Genomic DNA, 26,852 nt, shown 5'->3' on the forward strand with positions numbered 1-26,852 from the left:
TACCGTGATCAGATGCACGTCGCGGGTCTGATCACCGCCGTCCTCGGCGGCAGAACCTCATCGCACGCTCTAGGTTCTACAGTTGCCGGTCTGAGGTCTCGTCGCCCACGTTAGAGCAGGAAATCCCGGAGAGCTGTGCTCTCGAACCAGCGTGGGGGTGGCTCGTGGCGATCAGTGATTCAGACATCCCGAGGACGCTCTTGTCCTACCTCGAGTGCTATCCGGACGAAGCCGCGTCGCGGGACGAGGCGGTGAAGCTACTACTGGCTCGGGCAGCGGGTTCGCCTCACGGCGAAACTTCTCGATGCACGTAACTGTCGGTGCGCTCCTGGTCCGCAACGGCGCCGAAGTGCTGCTTGTCGATCATCTCGCCTACGGAATCCCCCTGCAGCCTGGAGGACATCTTGAGCCGACTGACTCCACGCTGATCGACGCAGCCGTGCGGGAACTGGTGGAGGAGACCGGTGTTGATCCCGCCGGGCTCTTCCCAGCGTCGCAGCTTCCGGTCTACGTCGAGTACGGCGCAGTTCCCGCGCGACCGGCGAAGGACGAGCCGGAACACTTCCACCTCGACTTCGGCTACTCATTCGTCACGACACAGGCGAATGTGGGACGCATCCAAGAGTCGGAGGTGCGAGGTGTCGCGTGGTACCCGCTACCCGTGGCCGAGCGGCTTGTTGGACACCGCATCGCACGGGCGTTGACCACGCCAGCGTGAAGCGGTCGACCAGCCCAAGCGATTGTTCCCGGCCGCGCAGATGTCGGTGCCTACCGCACCCGAGCGGGGTGGGGCCATCAACGAATCGACTCCGCCGCTACTCTGCAGCTACCGCGCCTTGCATCTCCCACCGATCCTCCCGGGAACGTCCACGCCGTCCGCCTCGGTTTGCGCACCTAAAGACCAGACCAGGCAGCCAAGCGCATCAGTGGACGAGACCAGACCCCGCCCGTTGGCACTGCCAGAAGCAGCGAGGGATCCGATAGCAGGTCAACGGCCGGATGGCCGACCATGCCCGCCCCAGTCGTAGCCGACGACACCGCAGGCCGGAAGGGGGCGGACCGCACCTCACCAAGCCTGCTGCCCACGCCGGCCTGCCAGTCCGCCCTGAACCCGCCGCGCTGAATCACACCCTCACCGACGGTTGCGACACAGGCCAGCACAGACCCCCGCCGAAACAGAGGAGCACCAACGGAGCACCACCGTCCCACTAGATGGGAGAAGCGGGCGCGAATGTGGGAAAGAAAAAGGCCGCGACCCCTGTTCTTGCAGGTCACGGCCTTGATCGTGAAGTGCGCCCGAAGGGACTCGAACCCCTAACCTTCTGATCCGTAGTCAGATGCTCTATCCGTTGAGCTACGGGCGCTCGGTGCTCAGCCAGTCTACACACCCGGCTTTCGCGCGGAGACTCCGGGATTCGAACCCGGGAGGGGCTTTAAGACCCCAACCGCATTAGCAGTGCGGCGCCATAGACCAGACTAGGCGAAGTCTCCCTGGTGGCCCTGCAGACCACCGCGCCCGAGGATACAGGGCACCACCCATCGGGAGCAAAGCGACTTCCCCCGTTCTCTCCTCCGCCCGACGCGCCGAGCTGTTCCTCAGGTGACCGGGCCTCTGCCCCGGCCTCGCCTTTCTCTGCTGTGCGGGGGCGTGATCGGGACTACGCTCCATCGATATGCAGGAGCAGCCGCCGCGCGAGCCGACCCGCCGAGAGCCTGCCGAGAGGGTGCGCCGACGCTCCCCGGAGGCGACCTTCAGCCCGCCTCCCGCGCCACCTGAGCCGGCCCGGCCGGAGGGTTCCGGAAAACGCCCCAGAGGGACGAAGCAGGCACCCGCCGTGGTCTTCCAACCGCCTCCGGCCGAAGCGCCGCTGCCCCGCCAGGCCGACCGCTCTGCCGAGCCGGCGCCACAGGAGGGCTCCGGCCCGGCGAAGGAAGCCAGCGGGAGTGACGTCTCACACACCGGCGGCGACACGCCCGTCACGCCCGCAGGCCGGCCGAAGGCCGCCACCGACACCGCTGAGAACTCGTCCGCCCCGGACGCGAATGCCTCCGGTGGAAACGCCGTACCTGGGCGGAAGACGCCCCCTGCGCGGAAGGTGCCCGGGAAGAAGGCTGCCGCGAAGAAGGCGGCACCGACCGAGCCGGCCCAAAAAGCCACCCCAGCCCCAGGAACCGAGTCGGCCCGAAAGGCCACCTCTACCCCAGGGACCACCCCGGCCCGAAAGACCACATCCGGCGGAGAGACCGCACCCGCCCGGAAGGCGACGCCCGCGAAGAAGACCGCCCGGGCAACGCCCACCCCGACCCCAGCCGTGGCCCCGGTCACGGTCCCAGACGCCGCAACGCCCGAGATCTCAGCCAAAACCGATATCTCAGCCCCCATAGGCACAGGCGCCGAGGCGGCGTACGCCCCGCTGGGGCGTACGCCGGAAATGGTCCTTCGGGTGCTCGAGCATCCCGCCTTCGCGCCGGAGTTGCTGGCTCTGGCCGCCGTCGAGGCGGTCGGGCCGCGCGCCCGCGACTGGGTGCAGCGGCTGCGCGACGCGTACCCCGATGCGGGTGCCGACGGGTTGGCGCGGCTCGCGACCCGGCGGTTCGTCCGGCAGGCCGGGGTGGGCGGGGCGGGGGCCGCGCTGGCGGGGCTCTTCGCGCCAGCGGCCGAGCTGGCGGCGGTGCTGTGGGCGCAGGCCAACCTGGTGCTGCACCTGGCGGCGGCGTACGACCGGGATCCGGCGCATCCGGAGCGGGCGGTGGAACTGCTGGTGCTGACCCGCGTGCACCCGGACGCCGAGAGTGCACGGGCGGCGTTGGCGGCAGCGCGGTCGGCGGACGAGCCCGGCGAGGCGGGCTGGCCCCGGGCGGCGGAGGCCGCGTGGCGGCTGGCGGCGCCGCTGGTCGCGCAGGCGGGCGGCTGGCTGGCGCTGCGGCTGGCGTCCCGGCTGCTGCCGGGCGCGGCGGTGCTCGCAGCGGCGGCCGGCGACGCGGCGGCGGCCGAGCGGCTCGCCGCCCGCGCGATCACCGCCTACCGGCGACCGTCGACCGGCTGAGCGGAACGCGGCGGCCGGGAGACGCGGCGACAGCTGGAGATCTTGGTACGAAATGGCCCTCGGAGGGGCCGGTTCTTGCCAAGATCTAACAGCGAAGCAGGCCAGCGGAGGAAGCCAGCTGAGGAGGCGGGCGGAGAGGGTCAGCGGAGGGGTGCAGGGGAAGGCGCGACTTACAGCCAGTCGAACCATTCCTTCGGCAGCAGGGCATAGCCGACAAAGGCAACGATGTCGAGCAGCGTGTGGGCGACGACCAGCGGCATGACCCGGCGGGTGCGCAGGTAGAAGAGGCTGAACACGACGCCCATCACCACGTTGCCGAGGAAGGCGCCGAAGCCCTGGTAGAGGTGGTACGAGCCGCGCAGCAGGGCGCTCGTCGCGACGATCGCGCCGAGCCGCCACTGGAGCTGGCGCAGCCGGGTGACCAGGTAGCCGACCACGATCACCTCCTCCAGCACCGAGTTCTGCACGGCGGCGAGGATCAGCACCGGCACCGTCCACCAGACCTCGGGCAGCGCGGCCGGCACCAGCGTGGCGTTGACGCCGAGCTGGGCCGCCACCCAGAACAGCGCCAGGCCGGGCAGGCCGATCAGCGCGGCCAGGCCGGCACCGCGGGCCAGGTCCTGGCCGGGTCGCCGGGCGTCCAGGCCGAGCGTCCGTGCCGGGTCGCCGGGGTCCCGCGCCAGCAGGTGTACGGCGAGCAGCACCGGCAGCAGCGCGAAGACGATCCCGAGGAGCTGGTACGTCAGGTCCAGCCACGGCCGGGGTGACACCGAGGTGTTGAGCGCGGCGGTCTGCTTCGACAGCGGCCCGTCTGCGGTCAGCTTCGCGATGATCGACACCGTCGCGTAGACGGCGGACTGGCCGAGCGAGAGGCCGAGCACGAGCAGTGTCTCGGTGCCGAGCATCCGACGGGTCGCCGGGCGTTGCAGCTCAACGGTCACCGCACCACTCTGCCCGACGCCGTCGGTCGGCGGCACGGCACCGCACCGCTCAGCCCGACGCCATCGGTCGGCGGCACCGCACCGCACCGATGCCGTCGGTCGGCGGCACCGCACCGCACCGCATGCACCGCTCAGCCCGACGCCGACCCGGCGTCGACGAGTCGATCCCGCCCGCCCGAACGAGCCTGTCGACCGATCGCACACTCTGTGCGACCGGTCGACACTCTCCGTGGACATTCTATGGGCGCCCGATCCGCCGTCAGGAGAAGGAGCGCGCCCGTGGACGACTTCGCAAGGCTGCTGAAGGAGAGCTGGACCCTGGTCGAGGAGCACCGGGAGCGGCTGAGCGGTCACTTCTACGCCCGGCTCTTCCTCCTCGACCCCGAGCTGCGCAAGCTCTTCCCGGCGGAGATGGCCGGGCAGGGCGACCGGATCCTGGAGGCGATCGTCACCGCCGCCCAGACGGTCGGCGATCCGGAGAGCTTCGACGAGTACCTGCGTTCGCTGGGCCGGGACCACCGGAAGTACCACGTCGAGGCGGCGCACTACGAGACCATGGGCGTCGCGCTGCTGGACGCGCTGCGCAGCATCGCCGGCGACGGCTGGAACCTGGAGTACGACCAGGCGTGGCGGGACGCGTACGCGGCGATCTCGGAGAAGATGCTGGCCGGCGCGGCGGCCGACGACAACCCGCCGTTCTGGCACGCGGAGGTGCTGACCCACGAGCGGTACGGCCCGGACACCGCGGTCCTGACCTGTCGGGCGTTGCAGCACCCGCTGCCGTGGAAGGCGGGTCAGTACGTGAGCGTGGAGGTGCCCCGCCACCTTCCCCGGGTGTGGCGCACCTACTCGGTGGCGAACGCCCCGAACGGCGACAACGTGCTGGAGTTCCACGTCCGTACGCCCAAGGGTGCCGGCTGGCTCTCCGGGGCGCTGGTCCGCCGGGTGAAGCCCGGTGACCTGCTGCGGGTGGCGGCGCCGATGGGGTCGATGACGCTGGATCGTTCCTCCGAGCGGGACATCCTCTGTGTGGCGGGCGGCGTCGGGTTGGCTCCGATCAAGGCCCTCGTGGAGGAGTTGGCGAGCTTCAACCGGACCCGCTGGGTGCACGTCTTCTACGGTGCCCGTACGGCTGGGGACCTGTACGGCCTGGCCGGGCTCCAGGAACTGGTGGCCGCGCACCCGTGGCTGTCGGTCACTCCGGCGTGCAGCGAGGATCCCGACTTCGACGGCGAGGTGGGTGACGTCCCTGACGTGGTCGGCCGGTACGGCCCGTGGACGGCGCACGACTGTTACGTCTCCGGTTCCGCCCGCATGGTCCGGGCCGCCCTCCGGGTCCTCGCCGAGGACGGCGTTCCGCCGGAGAACACCCGCTACGACACCTTCGGCAACCTCTAGGAGCGTTCCTCCCCCACACCGGGACGCGACGGCTCGGGAGGTCGCCCAGGGGTCAGTAGCGCCAGGGGCGGCCGGTCTCGCGGTATTCCTCGACGGGGACCAGCGGCAGTCCCGGTGCCATCCGGTCGACGTAGAGCCGCCCCTCCAGGTGGTCGATCTCGTGGGCGACGAGCCGGGCCATGCCGAACTCGAACGAGGTGATGATCCGGCTGCCGTCGTACTGGGCGTGCTCCACGTCGAGCCGGAGCGGCCGGGGCACCAGGCCACGGTGGTCGAAGAAGGAGAGGCACCCCTCGTACTGCTCGTCGCTGTCGGGGGAGGCGTCGACCACGCGGGGGTTGAGCAGCACGACAGGGTCGGCGGACCGGTCGGGGGGTCGGACCACCGCCGCCGCCCGGCCGAGGCCGAGCTGCGGGGCGGCGATGCCGACCCCCTTGCGGAACGGGTGCAGTTCGTCGAGGCGTACCAGGGTCGCCGTGAGGCGGTCGGCCACCTCTCGGGCCTCCTGTTCCTCGCGGGGCAGGTCGAACGGGCGTGCCGGCTGGCGGAGCAGGTCGGCGCCGCGCTGCACGATGCCGATCCCGCGCATCCGGTCGCTGGGCCGCACCTGCCCGGTCTCCTCCGGTTCGGCGTCGGGCCGGCCGCGGAACCGCCACTGCAACCGGTACCGCGCGTTGAGCGGCGGGTCGTCGGTCGCCCAGTCGAAGATCAGCCGGTCGGCTTCCCCGTGCCGGGTCACCGCCGTGCGCAGGGGGCCCTCCTCCGTCGAGAGCGAGGTTTCCGCGCCCCAGACCTGCGGGTCGAGCGCCGCCGGGAGGTCCAGGCGTACGGCCATCTGCCGGGTGGGCAGCCGGACCGCCCGCTGGAACCAGGGGCCCCACTTGTCGTGCCCGACGCAGTACGCGTACTCGATGGTGGCCCGGTCGCCGGGATAGAGGGGGAAGCGCCGTTCGTCGTTCTCGAAGAGCAGCCAGAGTTCCTTGAAGGCGTCCCGGTCGTGCTTGGCCCGCCAGTGCATCGTCTCCCGCTCGCCGGTGTCCTCCCGGTATGCCCGCAGCCGCAGCTCGGCGAAGGTGAGCGGGTGTTCCCGGTGGTGCAGGTTGGAGCGCCCGGGGTCGTTGGGGTAGCGGTCGACGGCGACGCGCACCAGGTAGCGGGTGACCGGCTCGGTGCCGGCGTTGTAGAGCTCACGCCGGATGACGCAGCGGTACGCGTCGTCCAGGTACGTGAGGGTGGCGAGTTCCCGCTCGACGATGAGGCCGGTGCCGGGCGGCATCCACTGCCCGGACACGGGTGGGTCCCGGTGCGCCCGCTCGGCCCGGGCGTGGCGCAGTTCGTCGTACTCCTTGAAGCGCTGCCAGATCGCGCCGCTGGCCTCCAGTACGGCCTCGGCGCGGCGCGCGAAGTCCTCGGTGGGGCGGTGCCGTCGCCCCTCGACGTGGCTGACGTACGACGGGTCGAACCCCATCAGGGTCGCGAGCTGCTTCTTGGACAGCCCCCGCCCCGTACGGTGCCGGGCGATCTCGACGGCGAAGGAGTCGGCAGCCCGATCGAGCGGTGAGGTCGTCATCAGCTTCCTCGTGGCCGGGAGTATCAGTTTCACGTTCTGTGGCGATGCGCACACGGAACTGGCACCTTGCCGACACGAATCTTGACAGAAAGCGATGATTGTCGATACTGAGCCCACCGCTCCGCACCCCGGCCGCCGATACCGCACGGCATTCGACCAGGGTGACCGGCACAGTGACCGGCACCTCCGGATCCGACAGAGGCGAGCCTTCCCTTACCCCGTGAGCTGTGGTTAGGCTAGCCTTATCTGCGACGGGCGACGGCCCGACGACGGCGACACCGGGCGGGGGGATGAGTCGAGTGACAGCGGTGATGCCTGAGCGGAACATCGCCGCCGTGCCGCTGACCCCGGTCACCGCCACCCTGCGTGCGATGTTCGGCACCGACGACGTGCCCGGCCTCGCACCCGGCCTGCTGGTGCACGACGAGTTCGGCTGGCACCCGGCGACCACCCTGGTCGACGGCACCCGGCTGCCGGAGCTCCTGGCCTCGGCCAGCTCGCGCCTGGGCGGCACCCCGCACGCGTGCGCCGCGCTGGCCTGGAAGTCGTACAGCTACTGGACGGCGCTGCCCGCGGTGCTCGGTTGGGCCTCGGCCCGGCGGGTGCCGCTGCTCGACCCGGCCGACGTGCTGATCCACTTCGAGGACCCGCGCCCCCTGCTCACCATGGGCCTGCGCCGCTCGACCACGGTCGCGGTGCTGCCGAACGACCCGCTGGCCCTCGCCGGGCCACCCGAGGTGCGGGTCGTCGCGGACGAGGCGGAACTCCTCCGGGTGCTGCGCGCCTCGCTGCTCGACGCCCACCTGGCCCCGATGGTCGCCGCCATCCAGGCCGAGGTCCGGATCGGCACGCGTACCCTGCTCGGTTCGGTGGCCTCCGGCATCGCCCACGGCATCCTCCGGGCCGCCGACGGCCTGCCCGGCTCGTCGGTCGAGACGATCGAGACGCTGCTCGACACGCTCGACGTCGCCGACCTGGTGGAGCTGGTCCCGGGCCCGAACGGCGAGCCGACCGTGCAGCGGCGCACCTGCTGCCTCGCCTTCACCCTCCCCAAGCCCAAGATCTGCCAGGGCTGCTGCGTCCGCCAGCCCTGACTGACTCCCGGCCTTCGCGCCGGTCGCGCTAGTCGGTGAGCGGACGGACGTCCCAGACCCAGACCCCTCCGGTGTACGTGGGACGGATGCCGGTCAGCTCGGTCATGCCCCGGCGCAGCGCGTCGGCCTGCCGGTGCGGCCCGAGGACGACCGCTCCCGCCCGCCAGTACCGCAGGTCCCCCACCGCGTCGACCCGCGCCTGCGGGGTGATCGGCGGCACCGCCCCGGTCCGCCTGATCTCGGCGAAGAACTCGCTGGTCGGGCGGGGTGGCGCGGAGAACAGGGCGACCCGGTCCCGGCCGGGGCGGGTGTCCGGACCGAGGAAGTAGCCGCGGGCGATGGGCATGTCCAGTCCCGTCCGCGCCGACCAGCGCAGCGGATCGGCGTAGTGGGTGTCGGGCAGCGGCAGGGTCACGATGCTCCGCCCGCCGTCCACGTACGGCCGCCAGGCGCCCGACGTGACGAAAGCGGGCACGGGGTCCAGCCGGGTGGTGGGCAGCGGCGTCGGCAGGATCGGCAGCAGGGCCATGGCCAGCACCGTGGCGGTGGCGAAGCGGATCTGCGGGCGCGCCCGCGGATGCCGGGCGGCCAGGGCGCGCGCGTGCTCCGCCCCGTAGGCGAGCAGCACCCCGACGATCGGGGTGATCGCCAGCGCCCAGCGGGTCGGCACCACCGAGTGCAGGAGAGGCAGGTTCTCCAGCGCCGCCCACGGGCCCGGTATCCCGATCCCCTTGCCGTTGAGCAGGACCTCCCGCCCGAGGGAGAGCAGGCCAAAGAAGAGGGCGAGGACGGCCAGGCCGCGTACCACGACGTGCCGGCGCAGCCACCAGACCAGGGCGACGACGAGCACCACCAGCGGCCAGCCGAAGAAGGCGTTCTCCTCGGTGGGGTTCTTCGCCAGCCCCTGCGCGCTGCGGGCGTCGCCGGCCAGGGACTCCCGCGAGTACGCCACGAACGACGCGAGGTCCGTCGAGTAGCCCCGGATCAGCCGGGGCAGCCCGTTGTAGGCCCCCGGGCCGAAGAACTGGACGTAGAGCGGGTACGCGAGCAGCACCAGCGCCACGGCGGCGGCCACTCCGAGGCCGGCGAGGAACGGCCGGGCCCGGCGGCGCAGCTCGGGTCGACCGAGGGCGAGCGCCCCGACCACCACGCCCAGCCCGATCGCGGTCATCAGCAGCACCTCGAGGTTGAGGAAGGCCTGCCAGACGATGACGAGGGCGAGCAGCAACCCGTTACGCAGCCAGCGCCCCGGGTCGGCGAGCCGCAGGGTGCGCCAGACGATCAGGGGCACCACGTACTGCGAGACGATGTTGGGGTGCGCGTTGGCGTGCGAGACCATCGCCGGGGCGTACGCGCAGAATGCGGCGCCGAGCCAGGCCGGCCCGCGGGCGCCGACGACCACCCGGGACAGCAGGAAGTACCAGGCCGTCGCCGTGGCGATCATGCCCAGGGTGAGAAAGAGCAGAAATGACGCGCGGGTGCCGACCAGTAGCGTGACGGGCGTCATTGGCAGAGATACGGATAATACGGACGTATTTGCCATGAGATTGACGCTCTCCGGCACGTTCATCCGATCCGACGTGAATGGATCAACAAAATCGGTCAGCACGCGCGCGCCGTGCGCCATCATCCACTCGAACTGCGACTGGTCCGTACGGTTGTCCCGGATGCCGTGCGACGGGTGCAGCCAGAGCCGTGCGGTCACCCAGAAGCCCAGCGCGACGAAACTCGCCACCGCGGCGACGTCCGTCCACCACCCCTTCCAGGCCCGTACGCCCCGGTCGGGCCCGCCCACCGACGCCCCGGACCCGGGCTCGCCGCCGGGAAGGCCCGATTCAGGAGTAGTCATGACGATTCGTAGAGTAGTCAGGCTATGGCACCGCCGTGACATGTTTCGGGGTACTGCCGTACCATGTGCCGGGTTCGCCGACCGCCGATCACGTGCCCACCCCCGACCGCATTTCGGCCAGCACGGGTGCCCCGATTTTTCTGTTGCCAGTGCGGATGATTCACTCTGTCGGTCCAGGCGCGGGTCGAGTTCATATCGTGAGGAATCGACGCATGGCAGAAATCACTGGGGATCAGCGCGTGCAGTCCGAGGTCCTGGAGGGCCTCGCGACGGCGGTCAACCACCGTCGCTGGTTCGTCGAACTGGCCCTGCCGTACCTCGGTGACAACCCGATCGAGATCGGCAGCGGGCTCGGCGACTACGCACTGGAGTGGGCCGAGCGGCTGCCCCGCTTCACCGCCACCGAGGCCGACCCCGACCGGCTCGTCTCGCTCAAGGAGCGGCTGGCCGACCAGCCCCGCATCGAGGTCCGGCAGATGCTCCTGCCGCACTCCGACCGGGGCGACTACAGCGCCGCCGTGTCGTACAACGTGCTGGAACACATCGAGGACCACGTGGGCGCGCTGCGCAGCATGCGCGACCTGGTCCGGCCCGGCGGCAACGTCATCATCATCGTGCCGGCGTTCCAGTTCGCGATGAGCCCGGCGGACATCGCCACCGGCCACGTACGCCGCTACACGAAGAAGACCCTGGCCGCCGCGATGACCGATGCCGGCCTCACCGTGGAGAAGATCCACTACGCGAACGCGCTCGGCCTGATCGGCTACTTCATGGCGACCAAGGTCTTCCGCCTGATGCCGAAGGAGGGCCCGATGGTCAAGGTCTACGACACCCTCGTGCTCCCCGCCACCAAGGCAGCCGAACAGCGCATCCTCCCCCCGTTCGGCCAGTCCGTCTTCGCGGTGGCCCGAGTCCCCTCGTAACCCTCCGCCCTCCCCCTCCCACGCTGGACGCGCCGCCCCGCGCCCGCACCCCGCGCTGCGCCACGCCGCGCTGGGCGCCCGCACCCCGCGCCCGCGCCCGCGATCTTGCACTTTCGGCCCTCGTTCTGCGGCTTTTGCGCCCTTCGTCGGGGCGACAAGTGCAAGATCGCGGAGCAGTGGGGCGGGCGTGAGGCGGGGCGGGCGTGAAGGCGCGGGGGCGGGGGGCGGGGTGCGGGAGTGAGGGCGGGGCGGGCGTGGGGGGGCGGGGCGTGGGGTGGGGTGGGGCGTGGTCGGGGTGGGTGGGTCAGTCCTTGACCTGGTAGGTCGGGCGGATCACGGCGCGGGCCAGGGTGTGGAAGGCCAGGTTGAAGCCGACGTAGGCGGGAGTCGCGTCGGAGGTGACGTCGAGGCGCTCCACGTCCAGGGCGTGCACCGCGAAGACGTAGCGGTGCGGCCGGTCACCCGCCGGCGGGGCGGCGCCGCCGTAGCCCTGCTCGCCGTAGTCGTTGCGGACCGTGAAGGCGCCGCCGAGGTCGTCCCCGGCCGCGCCGCGGGGGAGCCGCGTCACGCCGGCCGGCAGGTTGACCAGGACCCAGTGCCAGAACCCGCTGCCCGTCGGCGCGTCCGGGTCGAAGCACGTCACGACGAACCCCTTGGTCTCGGCGGGGAAGCCGGACCAGCTGAGCTGCGGCGAGACGTTGTCGCCCCCGACGCTGCCGTGGGCGTACGCGGCGTCCATCGGCTCGCCGTTCTGCACGTCGTCACTGGTCAGGGTGAACGACGCAACGGTCGGCAGCAGCTCGTACGGGTCCGGGGCGATCGGTCGTTCCAGGGTCATCGGGGTGGTCCTTCCGGTGAGCGGTTGTCGTCCGCACCTTTCTTACCCCCTCGGCGCCCGCGATCGAACCGGAAGCGCCGGACGTCCCGTCCCGCCCGGCGGCCCGCGGCCGTGCCAACCCGGCGGCGGGGCCGTGCGAATCGTTCTGCCGCGCCAGGTCAACTCCCGTACAGGCCGTGCCGCTCCCAGCGGCGCAACAGCTGATAACTCCGCTCGACCTCGGACGGGTCCTCCGCGGCGAGATAGAGGAAGCCGGGCGAGCTGAACAGGTCGACGGTCTGCGGCAGTTCGGCCCCGGGGGAGCAGCTCGCGGCGATCGCCACGGTCGCCGGCAGCTCCGACAGCCGGGACAACCAGTCCCCCGTTTGCGCGGCGACGGGAACCGGGTTGATCAGCGATACGTTTCGGACGGCAGCGGCCCAGCCCGGCGCACGGTCGTCGAACTGGTCGAGCGACGCCGGATCGACGAGGTGCTGGGCCTGCAGAAAGGCCTGCGACACCCCGCAGAACTTCGCCACGATCTCGGGCAGGGTAGCTCCACCGAGGCGGGCCCCGGCCTCGATCAACACCGGCCCCCGCTCGGTGAGCATGAGTTCGGTGTGTGCGGCCGAGGAGCGGATACCGAGCGCGTCGAGCACCGCGAAGACGAACTCACGGAGCTGCCGGGCCAGGGCCGAGCCCCGGTCGACCGGCTCCTCGTAGTCGTAGATGGGACCGCCGCCCGGACCTGGCCGTTTCGTGTACCGCCAGATCTCGGCGACCCGGTGCGTCCCCGCGTGCGAGACAGTGTTGACGTAGAACTCGGTCCCGACGAGCCGTTCCTGGACCAGCACGCGTCGATTGGGGACGCCGTACAGGTTGGCCGAGGCCAGGACCGTCGCGCAGGCGAGGCGTACCTCGTCGAGACTCTCGCAGAACCGCACGTTGTCGGTGCCCGCGCTGTCCACGGGCTTGACGACGGCCGGGCCGGACATGCTGGTCGCGTACCAGGCGACCGCCTGGTCCACGGACTCGAAGCACCGGCCGGCGGGCACGGCGAGACCGGCGGCGGCCACGGCCGCCGCCATCGCCGACTTGTCGCGCCGCGTGGTGACCGTGGCGATGTCGTTGCCGGGCGTACCGAGCAGGTGGTTGAGCGTGTCGGCGAGGATCACCCCCGGCTCGGTGCCCGCGACGACCCGGTCGACGCCGAGCGCCCGCAGCCGGTCGACGAGGCGGTCCTCGTCGGCGACGAAGCCGAGATCGACCGCGTAGTCACCCGGGCGGAACGTCTTCTGGTAGTAGTCGCCGGCGGTCCCGGCGCTGCGTACGTGGACGCACGTCACACCTCGCTCGGCCAACGCCCGGCTCAGCGAACTGCCTGCGGAGTATCCGTCGACGATGGCTACGGTCGGCACGTTCTCCTCCACCTCTGTCCGGCGGTCAGGAGGGCGGACATCAGAAGACCTTGCCGGGGTTGAGCAGGCCGGCCGGGTCCAGGGCGGCCTTGATCGCCTGGTGCACCCGCATGCCCACCGGGCCGATCTCGCGGGCCAGCCAGTCGCGCTTGAGCAGGCCCACGCCGTGCTCGCCCGTGCAGGTGCCGCCCAGCTCCAGACCGAGGCGCATGATCTCGTCGAACGCGCGCCGGCCGCGTTCGAGGCTCGCCGGGTCGGCCCGGTCCACCACGATGTTCGGGTGCATGTTGCCGTCCCCGGCGTGACCCACCACGCCGATGGTCACGTCGCACTCCGCCGCGATCCGCGCGACCCCGTCGAGCAGCGCCGCCAACGACCCCCGGGGCACCGCCACGTCGTCGATCACCATCCCACCGTTGCCGGCGGGGAACGACTCCCTGGCGAACTTCTCCATCGCCGCGTGCCCCAGCCGGCGGGCCTGCAACAGGGCCGCCGCCTCCACGGCGTCGGTGGCCGCGTAGACCTCGTCGGCGCCGGCCGCCTCGCACAGCTCGGCGAGCCGCGCCAGGTCTCCGGCCGCCTGGGACCCCGTGTCCGCCGATGCCAGCAGCAGTGCCTCGACGTCGGTACGCAGGCCCATCGGCCGGTACGCCTCGATCGCCCGCAGGTAGGTGCGGTCGATCAGTTCCAGCAGGCTGGGGGTGAGCCCCTGTTCGGCGATCCGGGCGACCGCCCGGCCGGCGGCGGCCGTGGTGGGGAAGACCGCCACCATGGACAGCGACTCCGCCGGAGCGGGCCGCAGCGCCAGGGTCACCTCCGTGATCACGCCGAGAGTGCCCTCGGAACCCACGAAGAGCCGGGTGAGGTCGTAGCCCGCCACCCCCTTCGCGGTACGGCGACCGGTACGCAACACCTCCCCGGAGGCCAGGACCACTTCCAGACCCAACACGTACTCCGTGGTCACGCCGTACTTGACGCAGCACATGCCACCCGCGTTGGTGGACACGTTCCCGCCGATCGTCGACATCTCCCACGATCCCGGATCCGGCGGATACCACAACCCCTGTTTCGCCACCTCCGCCGAGAACACCGCGTTCACCACGCCCGGCTGCGTCACCGCGATACGGCTGATCGGATCGATCTCCAGCACCGCGTCCATCGCGACCATGCTGACCACCACCGCACCGTCGACCGCGTTCGCCGCGCCCGCCAGCCCCGTACGCGCCCCCTGCGGCACCACCGGCACTCCGTACCGACCGGCGATCGTCACCACCTCGACCACGTCGGCCGTGCTACGTGGACGGACGACCACCAGCGGCATGCCGGCCTCGCAGAGATCGGCCTCGTCCTTGCGGTGCATCCGGAGCAGGTCGGGGTCGGTCAGTACGGCGTCGCCGAGCGCCGCACGCAGGTCGTTGACGAGGGGGGAACCAGCCATGGCAGAGAGGGTACAGATCGATGTCACCCGCTCCGAAGCGCGAACGTGGGCGCCGCGATCCGGCATCGATGCAGGTGAGAGCGGTGTGAACAGGCCCGGTTACTCGAACCCCTGTCCTATCGGAAGATCCTTCCGGGGTTGATCGAAGTTTGTTACCGTCTACCGCCAACGAGGGCACCCCTCCTCCAGCCAACGTCCCCCGGCCTGCCACATCACCGCTCTCCCACCCCAAGATCCGCAGCAGGACGCGCTGTTCGGCCGGGCACGGTGTTGAAGCCGGGACCTGGTTCAGCTCGTGATGCGGCGAAGGATCGTTGCCCATGACAGAGGGATTGACAGAGTGAAGCGAACCGAGCTGCACATCGTGATCGGCGGAGGTATCGCGGGCTGTCTGGCCGCGATCATGCGAAGCCGCGCGGGATACCGGGTCCTCCTGCTGGAGCGGGCCGAGGCCGGTTCGCCCGAGGCCCACCCCATCTGCACGGGGGCCAGCAACATCGTCAGCGAGAACCACAGCGGAGCGGAGTATCCGTTCGATCCGCAGAGCGCCCGGGACTGCTTCGACGGGCGTCTGGTCAACGAACGCTTCTTCCCCGACCTCGTCTTCGGTGGCAAGGACTACAGCCGGGTCATCGCCTCCAAGGCCATGCAGGACAGCGGCACCGACATCCTCGGCCAGTGCCGGAGCAACATGCGGGTCATCCAGGACCGCTACGCGCAGCGGTGCGCCGAGGACCCGGCCAACGCGTTGTTCGGCGCACCGGAGCAGGTCTGCCGTGAGATACCCGCGCCGGATGGCGTCTCCGACGTCGGTGCCACCTTCGTCACTCCACAGCGGGGCATCAACCCGGTCGTCGTCACCGCCCTGCTCGACCAGGAGCTGCGCCGATGCGGGGTCGAGGTACGCGGCGGCGCCGAGGTGACCGGGGTGAGCCGCCGATCCGACGGCACCTACCAGGTGGAGTACGTCGAGGACGGCGTGCCCAGGACGGTCGTCGGTGACCAGGTCAGTCTCTGTGCCGCCACCGAGACCCTCGCGATGGCTCGGTTGCTCAACCCGTCGCTCGCACTGCCACCCATCTACATGGCGCTGCGTCAAATCCTCTTCGTGGGCCTACCGAACCCGACCACGAGGGACTACACCTGCCTGAAGCTCGAAGACGAGTACGGCGGCATGCTGAGCCCGTTCAGCCAGGACACCGCGCTCGTCTACTACCCGCCGGCGGCCCACATCGCGTCGCGGCGCGTCGACCCGACGACGTACGCGCTGCCCGACGACTTCCGTCACTTCCTGCGCAACGGTCACCCCGAGGCCACGGAACGCGCCCAACTGGCGCTCCGCCAGCTCAGCCAGTGGTATCCGGAGGTGCGGGGCGCGGAGGTGGTGTCCGCCCACCTCAAGGTGGCGGTCAACACCACCGACTCGTCGCGGCTCCGTCGCAACGCCGGGGTGCTCGACGTCGCGCCTGGCTGCACCGCGACGGTTCTGCTCAAGTGGACGATGTGCGTGGTCAACGCGCAGCGCGACCTGGAGGCGGCCCTCCGGCACTCGATCGCCACCGGCAACGCGGACCACGACGAGTACGCCGAGCTGGTCGCCCGCGGCACCGTGCCGATCGCGCCGCCGTCCGATGTGTCCGCCTGGCAGCGCCGGCTCGGGATCTACGCACGCAACATGGGGGTGCCGGAGAGACTGGCGGCACCGTTCGTGGACGCCGGTGAGCCGGACGATGGCCTGGCCCGCACGGTGCCGTCGCTCGCGTCGAGTTGACGCTGGTCGCGGGGGTTCCGGCCCCTGAGACACCACACGAAAAGCTGTCACCCGCATAGGGGAGGCACAGGGGTTCCACTGTCTTCCCGTTGCGCGATACACGGTATTCGATGATCATAGGCCGCGTCGACCGGAAGACCCTCGTCGGCGAAGGCCTGTCCTGGCGGGCTTCAGGGAGCGCTCCGCCCGGTCCCCACAAGCGAGGAGGGCACGATGACAACCGCACTCGACCTGACCGACCTCCGCCTACAGGCCGACGCCACCATCGATCGGCTGATCGACGAAGCGGGCCTCACGCGACGCAACAACCGGTTCTTCGCCGGCGCGAAGGAGGCCACCTCGGTGGGCCCCGCTGGCGCGCTGCGGATCGCGGAGAAGTGGCAGCGGACCACTCAGTCGTTCATGTTCACCACCATCTCCAGCCTCGGCGCCCACGGACGACGCCTGGCTCGCGACTACACAGTGAGTCGAGAAGCACTCGGAGCGTATCAGATGGCGTACCGCGTCATCGGGGACGATCTGGACAACCGGGCGGCGGCGTTCGCGGAGGTCGCACCGGAGGGTGTGGACGGTATCCACTACCTGTGGTGGGCGGACACGATCTGCGCGCCGCTACGCACGGCCCTGGGCAGCGCCGACGCGCCCGCCGAGTCCCCCGCGCTGGCCCGCATCCTCGACGTCATGGACGCCATGGCGACCGAGGAGCTGGGCGGCGGGGTCCAGCTCCGTGTCGTGGAGACCATCGCGCTCGACATCGCGGTCGCGTTCCGGCGGCTGTACGCCAAGGTCACCGTGGACGGTCGCCAGGTCCTTCCCGAGCAGCGCGACTACGCCTGGATCGACTCGCACATCAGGGCGGAGACGGGGCACGCCGCGTCCGTCAGCGACGACGAGGCCGGCATGAGCCACCTGATCTCCACCCCGGCCGAGGCCCGGCACTTCGTCGCGCTCGCGGAGTCGTACATCCCGGCATGGGCGGACCTGCTCGACGACTTCGCCCGGGACCTGTCGTAGCGACCAACCGAGATCGGCCCTGACGGCCGCCAACGACGACGCCCCGGCCCGTGGTGGCGACCGCCGGAGTCATCCGGTTTCGAGGAAAGGAGCTGCCATGCGATCGTCCCTCCCCGCAGTGGAAGCAGACGCTGCCGTCAACGAAGTGAACGAGCTGCGTGCCCGCTACCAGCGCGAGACCGAGCCCGGATCGCCGGAGGCGCTGCGCCGGCTGGCCGGCTGGATCGCCGAGTCGGCGTCGCTCGGCACCCGGCCCGTGGCCAGAGCACTCGTCGAGGACCTGTCCGGCGCACAGGACACGCCGCGGCTCACGGCCACGAAGCGGCACATCAACTCGCGGACGGACAACACGCTCCTGTCCGTGTTCTCGGCCGCGTACTTCCCGACTCTCGGCCTGGACTACCTGGAGTACGAGCCCATCCCGTCCGACCCCGTGCTGGTGAACCGCTACCCGAGCCCGACGATGCCGGTCAACCTGCTCCGGCACAGCGCGGGTTTCGACAGTCGGGTCGTCGTGGCGCTCTTCCCCGAGAACCACATCGACGGGCGCCAGGAACCGGACGACCTGATCTTCTACTTCATCGACAAGTTCGTCGCCCGGCACCGGCTCACCCGCCGGCTCATCGACGCCGCCATGGTCCCGGGCTCGTTCCCGCTGCTGTCCGGCGTCGACGAGGGCGGCGTCGAGCGGGCCGCCGGTTCCTGGGTGCGGCTGCACGAGTTCCACCACCGCACGGGCAGCATGCCGATCCCGCAGTTCCTGTCCGCCAAGAGCTACAAGCCGTTGGCCGGCATGGAGGAGATGCGTGTCGACGTCAAGTCGATGCTGGTCTGCCTCGACGACGCGGACATCGATCGCGAGCTCGCCGCGCTGACCTTCGAGTTCGTCCTGGCGGAGCGGCTGCTGCGGTACTCCGTCGAGGGGATCCCGAAGCCCAACTACGACGCGATCGCGTCGCAACTGCTCTTCAACTACCTGCGCGAGCAGGGGGGCCTGACGATCGACGAGGGGCGGATCCGGCTCCTGCCGAGCCTGCCCGAGGCGCTGCGCACGCTCGTCACCGAGATCACCGAACTGGAGGACGTCGTCCTGACCGAGGGGGTCGAGGCCGCCCGCGCGGGGCTCATCGACTTCACCCGCCGGTACACCCGGTACGACGCCGAGAAGCGGGAGTTCCTGCACGTGCCCTTCTTCGCCGAGCTCAAGGAGCGCCTCGGCGTGTGAGCCACGCCGGCCACCCCCTCCCGACGACGTGCGGTCCCGCCCCTTTCCCCGCTGAGAGGTACCGACCATGACCACCGTTATGAACTCGACCGAGACCGGCATCCTCGGCACCTGCGGCATCGACGCCGACAGCCTCGCCACGGACCTCGACACCATGGCGTCGTTTCCCTACACGGACAAGTACAGCGACTTCGTCTGCGGCGCCTGGAAGAGTTGCGCGGTGTGGAACGGCACGGGCCTCGGCCTCGACGCGGGACTCGACCCCTACGAGGGCCCGGCCGTCGTCACCGACCTCGGCCAGCGCCTGCCGTACGTGCGGCACCTGGTGGGTGAGCTGTTCGACCTGTCCCGCCTCAAGTACGGCCGGCTCGCCCGGCTGACCCCCGGCAGCGCGCTCGTGCCGCACCGGGACTACCTCGAACTGGACACGAACCTGATCCGGATCCACCTGCCGCTGGAGACCCACGAGTCCTGCGTCAGCTCGCACAACACGACCCTCTACCACATGAACGTCGGTGAGATCTGGTTCCTCGACGCCACCCAGGCCCACAGCGCGGTCTCCGGGTGGACCAAGGACCGCACCCACCTGGTGCTCGACTTCCAGGCCGACTCGCTCGCCGCCTGCTTCACCGGCGAGGTGCAGTCGCCCAGCATCCCGAGCACGCACCAGGTCGCGCGGCAGCCGGTGGACCGGGAGGAGCTCGCCGCGTTCGAGCGCGCCGGGGTGCTCATGGACCCCACCAACTACCGGGACTTCCTGAAGATCGCCATCAAGACGATGTTCACCCGGGACATCACCCCCGACGGCGTGTTCGACCTGCTGGAGGGGGCGGCCCGGCACTCACCCGTCGCCGCGCAGCTCGACATGATCCCCCCGATGCGGACGTACTTCCTGCTGGCACGAGAGTCCTGAGGCGGATCATGCGACACGCCAGCCAAGTCTGTGTCGTCGTGGACGGGTACTCGACGGCCAACGCGCTCGCGCCGGCCCTCGCCGGTTACGGCTTCGGCGCGGTGCACGTGCAGAGCGACCCCGACCTGCCGCAGTTCCTCCTGCGTACCGGCGTCGACCATGCCTATCTCGACACCTACCTCCACGACGGCGACATCAAGGCCATCATCGACCGGCTCGACCAGGCGGGCCTGCGCCCCCGCAGCGTGGTGGCCGGCGCCGAGACCGGTGTCGAGCTGGGTGACCTGCTGGCCGAGGCGCTCGGCGTGCCCGGCAACGATCCGGCGACGACCCGGTGCCGCCGCGACAAGCACCACATGGCACGTGCCGCGGCGGCGCGGGGCGTCGCCGTCATCCCGCACCTGAGCACCTCCTCCCGCGACGAGGCGGCGGAGTGGCTGCGCGCGGGGGGTTGGCTGGGCGACGCCGTCGTCAAACCCCGGTCGAGTTCCGGCAGCTTCGGTTTCCTGCGCTGCCGCTCCGAGGCGGACCTCGACGCCGCGTTCAAGGGCTGGCTGGGCGCACCCGACGTCTTCGGCTCGCCGATCGGGGAGCTTCTCGTCCAGCCGTTCATGACCGGCGACGAGTACGCCGTCAACACCGTGTCGGCCGGGGGCGGGTACGTCGTCTCGGACATCTGGCACACGAAGAAACGCCACGAGGGCGGTACGGCGCTCTACGACCTGGAGCGGCTCGTCGATCCGAGCGACGCAGTCTTCGACCGGCTGCACGGCTTCGTCGGGACCGTGCTCGACGCCCTGGACATCCGCGAGGGCACGGCGCACACGGAGGTCATGATGATCGCCGGTGAGCCGGTGCTCGTCGAGACCGGCGCCCGGTTCATGGGCTCGATCGACATCTCGCAACTGACCGAGGCGACGGGCACCAACACCGTGCAGCTGGTGGCCGAGACGATCGTGGCCCCGGAGCGCTTCGCCGACCGGGTCCGCGAGGGCTGGCGCCCGGCTCTCCGCCGGCACGCCGCCATGGTGCAGTTGCTGTCGCGCCACTCGGGGACCCTCGCCGGCTACGACCTGCGCAGGCTCCGCGAGCTGCCGTCCTTCCACGCGGTCGACACCTACCTCGTGGCCGGCGACCCGTTGCAGGTCACCGTCAACTCGTACACGACCCCGGGCCTGGTCTTCCTGGTGCATGAGGACCCGGAGACGATCTCGGACGACTACCGCCAGCTACGCGAACTGGAGGCAGCGGGTGCCCTGTTCCTGTCGGCCTGACCAGCACCTGCCACGGCGGCCCGCCCGCCGCACCGCACGTCCCCGCCGCCGGGCCGCCGGGCGGGGGTCGGCCGCGTGAGCGCGGCGGAGCGGTCCGTGCCGCGTGATCCGGCGACGGACTACCTGCGGGCGGTACGCGAGGGCGAGCTGCCACCGGATCTGCCGGCCCGCACCGCCGGCCGGGTGCTGGGGCCCGACATCGAGGCACAGAGCTTCCACCGGGTGATGTTCGTCGACGAGCGGGAACTCGCCTCGTTCTACGCCGACTTCACGGTGCTGCTCGACGTCGTGGGGCGGCTGCCCCACCTGCTCGCGGGCGGCAGCACGGCCGCGTTCGGCGCGCTGACCGACGTGCCGGCGGTGCTGCGCCCGATGTTGGCCGGAACCGAGCTGCCTGCCCTGGTGCCGTACGGTCGCGCCGACCTGATCCACGACGGGACCCGCTTCAAGGTGCTGGAGCTGGGCCTGAGCCCCGCCGTCGGCGCCGCCGAACGCACCCCCTGGCTCCCCGCGATCATGCAGGACCCGGCCTTCCGGTCCTTCGCCGAGCGGCACGGACTGCGACACCCCGATCCCATCGCGGCCCTGCTCGACCTGCTGCGCACGATGGAGACCACGCGCACGGGGCACGACGCCGAGCCGACCGGGCAGGCGGAGGTGCTCATGGTCGAAGCGACCGGTGCGCTCGCGGAGTGGGCCGACGACTGGCGCCCCCTCGGCGAGTGCCTGGAGGCGTACTCCGACCGTCCGCTGCGGGCGCGGCTGGCGGAGGTCGCGGACCTGCACGAGCCGGACGGAACCGTCGCCGACCACGTCGCCGGGGTGACCCACCTCCTGCGGTTGTTCAACCTGACGGAACTCGCGGAGGAGCCGGACCCCGTGCTGGCCTGGGAGCGGCTGCATCCGGCACCGGGCTCCGCCATGCCGCCGATGGTCACCTCGCCGGTGCACGACCTGTACAACAGCAAGGCGTGCCTGGCCCTGGTGTGGCTCCCCGAGGTGCAGGACGCGCTGACCGACGGCGAACGTGCCGCGTTGCGACGCATCCTTCCCGAAACGACCTACGTCGACGCGGCCACCGACCTGACCGGTTTCGTCCGCGACCGGGCACACACCATCCTGAAACCCACCACGCTGGCCCGCGGTGAGGGCACGGTGGCCGGCTGGACGGTCGACGACGGGACGTGGCGGGCGGCGCTCGCCTCGGCCGCCGAGAACGGCCGCCACATCGCGCAACGGAGGGTCGTCCAGAGAGCGGAGCCGGGCTTCGACACGGACGGCGTCACGGAACGGGACTGGTACGCCGTATGGGGGATGCACTACGGGCCCAAGGGGTTCACCGGCTTCTCCTGCCGCCTGACCACGGTGCCGGGGGCTGTGGTCCGCGGCATCACGAACGTCCTGCTGGCACCGGTGCTGCTGCACCCGGGGGCCTGACAATCGCCGCCGGTCACGGGTAGGAGATCACCCTGAAGAAGAACTTCCGCCTGCTCTGGACGGCGGAGACCACCAGCCAGTTCGGGTACGAGGTGGCGGTGGTCGTCATCCCGCTGTTCGCCGTACGGACCCTGAACGCCACACCGGCGCAGGTCGGGTTCCTGGTGACCTGCGAGTTCCTGGGCTTCCTGCTCCTCGGGCTGCCGGCGGGGGCGTGGATCGACCGGCGGCGCGTCGACCGGGTCCTGGTCTTCGCCAGCCTGGGGCGTACGGCCGTGTTCGGCACCATCGCGGCACTGGCGCTGAGCGGCAGTCTCTCCATCCAACCGCTGTACGCGTTGATGTTCGCGGCGAGCCTGTGCACGGTCTTCCTGGGGATCTCCTACCAGAGCATCCTGCCCCGGATCGTCGACCGGCACCTGCTGCCCGGCGCCAACTCGCGGGTGGAGTTCACCCTCTCGCTGGCGGAGATCACCGGCCCGGCCATCGCCGGCTTCCTGCTGGCGCTGGCCACGTCGTCGTACGTCCTCGGCGCCGCGGCCGTCTGCTTCGGCATCGCCACGCTGCTGCTCAGCCGGATCCGGATGACCAGGGTGGAGGTGACCCCGCCGCCACGGACCACCACGCTGCTGCGGGACGTACGCGACGGCATCAGGTACGTGCTGCGGGTGCCGATGTTCCGGGTGATGGCCATCCGCAGCTCGACGTACAACTTCTGCAACATCGCGACCACCACCATGTTCCTGCTGCTGCTGGCGTCGGTGCTGCGGCTGCCGTCGGCGTACATCGGGATCATCTTCTCCGGCGCCGGCGCCGGCGCGACCCTCGGCGCCCTCCTGGCGGTGCGGCTGTCCCGGCGCTTCGGCGTCGGGCCGACCGTCCTCGCCGCGTGCGTGCTGGCGGGGGTCGCCTCGATCCCGCTGCCGTTCGCGCGCAGCGGTGCCTGGCTGATCGTCGCCGCCATCGGCTACGGCATCGCCTCGGGATGCATCGTCGTCTCCAACATCCTGCAACTGTCGGTCCGGCAGGCGCTGTGCGCGCCGGGCATGCAGGCCCGGTTGAGTGCGACGATGCGGTTCCTGGTCTGGGGCGTGATCCCGTTGGGCGCGTCGGTCGCGGGGCTGGTCGCCAACGTCATCGGCGTCCGCCAGACGCTCGCGCTCGCGGTCGCCGGCGAACTCGTCTCCATCGTCCCGCTGTACTTCTCGCCGCTGCGCCGGGTGGTGGAGATGCCCACCGAGCCCGAGCCCGAGCCCGGGTCGGCCCCGGAGCCGCAGCCCGCAGGGGCGGCGGGCGACGGGGCACGGCCGGAGGCACGGCAGCTCAGCGACTGAGTCGAGCGACCTCGTCGTCGTCCAGCGTGATGACGCCGGCGAGGTACTGGCGCGTCGACCCGCCCAGGACGACCCGGTCGCCGCGCAGCTCGCAGTTGGCTCGGATGGTCAGCGTCTTGCCGAGCCGGGGGGAGAACTGACGGGAGGTCAGGCTGGTCCTGCCCAGCACCTCGGCCCAGTAGGGGACCAGCATGCAGTGGGACGAACCGGTGAACTGGTCCTCCGGGATCGCCTGCTTGGGGCCGAAGAAGCGGGCGACGAAGTCGGAGGAGACGCCGGGGGCCGTCACGACCACGGCGCGCCGGTCGAGGGTCCCGAGCATCCGCTGGTCGGGTTCGATCGCGCGCAGGTCCTCCTCGTCGTCGTAGACCGCCATGTAGTCCATGCCGCCGTAAACGGCGGTGGGCGCGATCGACAGCCCGGCGAGCAGGGCCTCCGGCGGGTCGACCCGCTCGCGCGGCAACGCGGGGAAGGACATCGCGAACTGCCCCTCCGGCGTACGGCTGACCACGAGGGGACCCGAGCGGGAGTGGAAGGTGACCTCGTCCCACTCGGGCCGCAGGTGGTGCAGCACCACGTGGGCCGCGGCGAGCGTGGCGTGCCCGCACAGGTCGACCTCCATCGACGGCGTGAACCAGCGCAGCGCGAAGCTGTCGCCCTGGTCGATGATGAACGCGGTCTCTGCGAGGTTGTTCTCCAGGCCGATCGCCTGCATCACCTCGTCGCTGAGCCACTCGTCCAGGGGGCAGACCGCGGCCGGGTTGCCGAAGAACACCCGGTCGGTGAACGCGTCGACCTGGTACAGGGGAATCTCCATCGTGCCTCCAACTGGTGTCAGTGTCGTTCGCGGGCCGCCGGCCCGATCGCCCGCACGCGCTCGATGAGCCGTCGCCGTTCGTCGGCGTCCATGGGGATGGCCCAGCCGCTGGCCGCCGACTGGTGGATGTTGACCACGGCCGAGCCCCGGTCGGCGCGGATGTTCATGCCGGAGCACTCGCCGCCGAGCACGTAGAGCCCGAGCACCACGTGGTGGGGCGTCGGCTCGGCGCCGGCCTCGGGGGCGAACCGGCACTCGGCGAGTTGCACGCGACGCTGGGCGAGCCAGCCGTCGGGGCCGCGCTCGGCCAGCCGGGCGGCGATCGTGTCCGCGTCGTGCTCGGCGCCGAGCATGACGTCGTGCCCACCGGACGAGTGCCCGAACTTGAACACGTACTCGGCGCGGTCGGCCAGCAGACGGTCGCGGTTCTCCGGGGTCACCGAAACGGTGTGGGGCAGGTAGCGGGTGACCATGTCGCGCACGCCGGCGGGCAGCAGGCTGGCGAAGCGCTCCTCCCAGAACATCGCCATCCAGCGCTTGTGCGTACGGATCTCCGCCTCGAAGAGGTTGATCACGGAGGCGCCGCTGCCGACCAGCCGGGTGATGAAGTCGTAGTCGTCGTCCATGTCCTCGTGCATGAAGCCGCGATAGACCAGCGTGCGCTTGCCGGCCGACGGATCGAGCCACCGCTGCGGATAGTCGGCGTGGTAGATCAGGTCGACCGGCACGTCGGGCAGTCGCCGACGCAGTGTCTCGGTCAGCAACTCGAAACCGAAGTAGCCCACTCCGATACGGCTCGACCAGTCACACACCACCACCCGGTCGAAACCGCCCTGATGGAAAGCCCCGGTGACGACGTCCGCGATCTGTTCCTCGGGCCGGGGCGTGCCGGCGAGCCACGGAATGCCGACCGCCTCACCCATCACCTGATAGCAGTCGTGGAACTCGAATCCCGAAATCGACGAGTCGACGTTGAATTCGCAGAATTGATATCCGGAGGGAGTCGGCAGCACGTCGACGCGGGCGAAGACCTGCTCGACGGACTCCAATTGTTCCCAATTGACGAAGGGCGCGATCTCGGCGGGCAGGCCGAATTCCGCCAACAGCCGCTCGGGAGGCCCCGACCGGAGGAACTCGCGGATCACCACCGTCTGCGCCTCCAGCATGGCGCGGGCCGCCTCGGCCATCCGGTCGAACTCGTCCCGGTCGATGACCAGCGGATAGGGGATGATCCGCATCCGGGTGGCACCGAGATCGTCCATGAAACGCCGCACCGGCGGCGCGGCCGCGACGAGCGCGGAGCGCGCCGGCTCGCTCTGCAACGCGGCCACCAGTGGGGCGTTCAATTCTGCGAAATTGCGATCCGAGTTGTGATGCCGCACCGTGAACCGCACCCTTCGCCCGCCTCGATATTGAATCGGATGCGAGTGTACGGCACGACCGGCGCGAGAGGCAGGGGTAAACTCACGGTATTGATTGCGGACACGGTCGGTGTCGAACAATTCAGGGGTCGACCGGTGCGGGGACACCGAGTACAGTGACCGGCCGCCAGCCGGTTCCGCTGCACAAGCGACGGCGACGACGTCGACCGGCACAATCGCGATTTCGCACGCGCTCCCGTGCCGGGCACGGATTCGCGGCGGCACCATTACCGGCGAATCGTCCGTAAGACCCGCACCCGGAATCGGCCCGGTACGCCTCCGTCGTCGCCGCGGAGGCAGGATCACCGCCATGACCGCACTCCTGGACGCCGTCGCCGCGGGCGTCACCATCCACGACCTCAGCCAGCCGTTCGAGGAGGGCATGCCCTGCGCGCCGAACCACCCGGGTTTCCGCCTGGCCCTGCTCCGCCGGCACGGCGACGTGGTGCGTGCCGACGGCGGCTCGTCGGCCGGCGAACTGATCGTCACCGGCGGGCACGTCGGGACCCACGTCGACGCACTGTCGCACATCTCGCAGGACGGGCTGCTGCACGGTGGCCACGACGCCGTCGAGGCGCAGTCGGGCGGCCGGTTCCGCGTACACGGCACCGAGACGATTCCGCCTCTCGTGCGGCGGGGCGTGCTGCTGGACGTCGCCTCGGCCCACGGGGTCGACGTGCTTCCCGGCGGGTACGGCGTGACCGCCGACGACCTCGAACGGTGCCTGCGGCGTACCGGCGTGCGGCTGGGCGAGGGTGACGTGGCGCTGGTCCGTACCGGTTGGGCCCGGCACTGGACGGATCCGGCGACCTACCTGGGCCTCGACACGGGGGTGCCCGGCGTCGACCCCTCCGGCGCGGCCTGGCTCGCGGAACACGGGGTCGCCCTGACGGGCGCGGACACCACCGCCTACGAGCAGATCCCTCCCGGCGCCGGGCTCCGGGTGCTACCCGTCCACCGCCTGCTGCTGGTGGAGGCGGGCATCTACATCGTCGAGCACCTGCGGCTGGACCCGCTGGCGCAGGCGGGCGTGAGCGAGTTCCTCTTCGTCCTCGCTCCGCTGCCGATCGTCGGCGGCACGGGCTCGCCCGTACGCCCACTGGCCGTCGTGTGACACGCGCCCGGCTGCCTCGCCCAGCCGCCTGTGGTTG

The 26,852-nt window shown here is 70.8% G+C and carries 21 protein-coding genes and 2 tRNA genes; 13 read left to right on the forward strand and 10 right to left on the reverse strand.

Annotated features, from left to right (window positions below; translation table 11 throughout):
• Nucleotides 1-304: 304 nt before the first annotated feature.
• Complete coding sequence (locus tag AB0D32_RS03800; protein ID WP_357084430.1) at nt 305-718, forward strand: NUDIX domain-containing protein; 414 nt, start codon at nt 305-307, stop codon at nt 716-718.
• Nucleotides 719-1,291: 573 nt separating this feature from the next.
• On the opposite strand, the gene AB0D32_RS03805 is transcribed toward AB0D32_RS03800, so the two are convergent.
• Together AB0D32_RS03805 and AB0D32_RS03810 are read right to left on the reverse strand one after the other, a co-directional pair.
• A tRNA-Arg gene (locus tag AB0D32_RS03805) sits at nt 1,292-1,364 on the reverse strand.
• Between the two features lie 36 nt (nt 1,365-1,400).
• Nucleotides 1,401-1,491 (reverse strand) — tRNA-Ser (locus AB0D32_RS03810).
• A 953-nt stretch (nt 1,492-2,444) separates the two neighbouring features.
• On the opposite strand from AB0D32_RS03810, the gene AB0D32_RS03815 reads away from it, so the two are divergent.
• A complete protein-coding gene (locus tag AB0D32_RS03815; RefSeq protein WP_357084433.1) occupies nt 2,445-3,047 on the forward strand; it encodes a hypothetical protein in 603 nt (200 codons plus the stop codon).
• Between the two features lie 170 nt (nt 3,048-3,217).
• Here AB0D32_RS03815 and AB0D32_RS03820 read toward each other — a convergent pair whose 3' ends face one another.
• Nucleotides 3,218-3,988 carry a CPBP family intramembrane glutamic endopeptidase gene (locus tag AB0D32_RS03820; RefSeq protein WP_357084437.1) on the reverse strand — a complete coding sequence of 257 codons (771 nt, stop codon included), beginning with the start codon at nt 3,986-3,988 and terminating at the stop codon, nt 3,218-3,220.
• A gap of 279 nt (nt 3,989-4,267) precedes the next feature.
• On the opposite strand from AB0D32_RS03820, the gene AB0D32_RS03825 reads away from it, so the two are divergent.
• Complete coding sequence (locus AB0D32_RS03825; RefSeq protein WP_357084440.1) at nt 4,268-5,386, forward strand: globin domain-containing protein; 1,119 nt, start codon at nt 4,268-4,270, stop codon at nt 5,384-5,386.
• Between the two features lie 52 nt (nt 5,387-5,438).
• Here AB0D32_RS03825 and AB0D32_RS03830 read toward each other — a convergent pair whose 3' ends face one another.
• A complete protein-coding gene (locus AB0D32_RS03830) occupies nt 5,439-6,956 on the reverse strand; it encodes a peptide deformylase (RefSeq protein ID WP_357084444.1) in 1,518 nt (505 codons plus the stop codon).
• 311 nt (nt 6,957-7,267) lie between these two features.
• On the opposite strand from AB0D32_RS03830, the gene AB0D32_RS03835 reads away from it, so the two are divergent.
• Nucleotides 7,268-8,050 (forward strand): IucA/IucC family C-terminal-domain containing protein, encoded by a 783-nt coding sequence (locus tag AB0D32_RS03835; RefSeq protein ID WP_357084447.1) that lies wholly within the window; start codon nt 7,268-7,270, stop codon nt 8,048-8,050.
• Between the two features lie 28 nt (nt 8,051-8,078).
• Here AB0D32_RS03835 and AB0D32_RS03840 read toward each other — a convergent pair whose 3' ends face one another.
• On the reverse strand, nt 8,079-9,899 hold the full coding sequence (locus AB0D32_RS03840) for a hypothetical protein (RefSeq protein ID WP_357084450.1): 1,821 nt from the start codon (nt 9,897-9,899) through the stop codon (nt 8,079-8,081).
• Nucleotides 9,900-10,111: 212 nt separating this feature from the next.
• Here AB0D32_RS03840 and AB0D32_RS03845 point away from each other — a divergent pair, with 212 nt between their 5' ends.
• Nucleotides 10,112-10,822, forward strand: coding sequence for a class I SAM-dependent methyltransferase (locus tag AB0D32_RS03845; RefSeq protein WP_357084453.1), 711 nt, complete (start codon nt 10,112-10,114; stop codon nt 10,820-10,822).
• Nucleotides 10,823-11,126: 304 nt separating this feature from the next.
• On the opposite strand, the gene AB0D32_RS03850 is transcribed toward AB0D32_RS03845, so the two are convergent.
• The 3 genes from AB0D32_RS03850 to AB0D32_RS03860 all read right to left on the reverse strand — a co-directional run bounded on the left by AB0D32_RS03850 (nt 11,127) and on the right by AB0D32_RS03860 (nt 14,495).
• Nucleotides 11,127-11,660 carry a YbhB/YbcL family Raf kinase inhibitor-like protein gene (locus AB0D32_RS03850; RefSeq protein WP_357084456.1) on the reverse strand — a complete coding sequence of 178 codons (534 nt, stop codon included), beginning with the start codon at nt 11,658-11,660 and terminating at the stop codon, nt 11,127-11,129.
• Between the two features lie 158 nt (nt 11,661-11,818).
• Nucleotides 11,819-13,057 carry an ATP-grasp domain-containing protein gene (locus tag AB0D32_RS03855; RefSeq protein WP_357084460.1) on the reverse strand — a complete coding sequence of 413 codons (1,239 nt, stop codon included), beginning with the start codon at nt 13,055-13,057 and terminating at the stop codon, nt 11,819-11,821.
• A gap of 40 nt (nt 13,058-13,097) precedes the next feature.
• Complete coding sequence (locus AB0D32_RS03860; protein WP_357084463.1) at nt 13,098-14,495, reverse strand: FAD-linked oxidase C-terminal domain-containing protein; 1,398 nt, start codon at nt 14,493-14,495, stop codon at nt 13,098-13,100.
• 340 nt (nt 14,496-14,835) lie between these two features.
• Here AB0D32_RS03860 and AB0D32_RS03865 point away from each other — a divergent pair, with 340 nt between their 5' ends.
• The 7 genes from AB0D32_RS03865 to AB0D32_RS03895 all read left to right on the forward strand — a co-directional run bounded on the left by AB0D32_RS03865 (nt 14,836) and on the right by AB0D32_RS03895 (nt 23,463).
• Nucleotides 14,836-16,266: an FAD-dependent oxidoreductase gene (locus AB0D32_RS03865; protein ID WP_357084466.1), complete on the forward strand. Its 1,431-nt coding sequence runs from the start codon at nt 14,836-14,838 to the stop codon at nt 16,264-16,266.
• Between the two features lie 213 nt (nt 16,267-16,479).
• Nucleotides 16,480-17,280 (forward strand): DUF6202 family protein, encoded by an 801-nt coding sequence (locus AB0D32_RS03870; RefSeq protein ID WP_357084469.1) that lies wholly within the window; start codon nt 16,480-16,482, stop codon nt 17,278-17,280.
• Nucleotides 17,281-17,377: 97 nt separating this feature from the next.
• Entirely contained in the window at nt 17,378-18,505 is a 1,128-nt protein-coding gene (locus AB0D32_RS03875; protein WP_357084472.1) for a DUF6421 family protein, read from the forward strand.
• 67 nt (nt 18,506-18,572) lie between these two features.
• Nucleotides 18,573-19,418, forward strand: coding sequence for an aspartyl/asparaginyl beta-hydroxylase domain-containing protein (locus tag AB0D32_RS03880; protein ID WP_357084475.1), 846 nt, complete (start codon nt 18,573-18,575; stop codon nt 19,416-19,418).
• An 8-nt stretch (nt 19,419-19,426) separates the two neighbouring features.
• Entirely contained in the window at nt 19,427-20,692 is a 1,266-nt protein-coding gene (locus tag AB0D32_RS03885; RefSeq protein ID WP_357084479.1) for a hypothetical protein, read from the forward strand.
• Nucleotides 20,693-20,788: 96 nt separating this feature from the next.
• On the forward strand, nt 20,789-22,129 hold the full coding sequence (locus tag AB0D32_RS03890) for a hypothetical protein (protein ID WP_357084482.1): 1,341 nt from the start codon (nt 20,789-20,791) through the stop codon (nt 22,127-22,129).
• Between the two features lie 98 nt (nt 22,130-22,227).
• On the forward strand, nt 22,228-23,463 hold the full coding sequence (locus AB0D32_RS03895; RefSeq protein ID WP_357084484.1) for an MFS transporter: 1,236 nt from the start codon (nt 22,228-22,230) through the stop codon (nt 23,461-23,463).
• On the opposite strand, the gene AB0D32_RS03900 is transcribed toward AB0D32_RS03895, so the two are convergent.
• Together AB0D32_RS03900 and AB0D32_RS03905 are read right to left on the reverse strand one after the other, a co-directional pair.
• Complete coding sequence (locus AB0D32_RS03900; RefSeq protein WP_357084487.1) at nt 23,453-24,280, reverse strand: PhzF family phenazine biosynthesis protein; 828 nt, start codon at nt 24,278-24,280, stop codon at nt 23,453-23,455. The two genes, AB0D32_RS03895 and AB0D32_RS03900, sit on opposite strands and share 11 nt — an antisense overlap.
• Nucleotides 24,281-24,297: 17 nt before the next feature.
• Entirely contained in the window at nt 24,298-26,013 is a 1,716-nt protein-coding gene (locus AB0D32_RS03905) for a hypothetical protein (protein ID WP_357084490.1), read from the reverse strand.
• Between AB0D32_RS03905 and AB0D32_RS03910 the strand changes: the two genes are divergently transcribed.
• On the forward strand, nt 26,012-26,815 hold the full coding sequence (locus tag AB0D32_RS03910; protein WP_357084493.1) for a cyclase family protein: 804 nt from the start codon (nt 26,012-26,014) through the stop codon (nt 26,813-26,815). The two genes, AB0D32_RS03905 and AB0D32_RS03910, sit on opposite strands and share 2 nt — an antisense overlap.
• Nucleotides 26,816-26,852 lie beyond the last annotated feature (37 nt).

It is taken from the genome of Micromonospora sp. NPDC048170 (assembly GCF_040652795.1).
Classification (GTDB): Bacteria; Actinomycetota; Actinomycetes; order Mycobacteriales; family Micromonosporaceae; genus Micromonospora.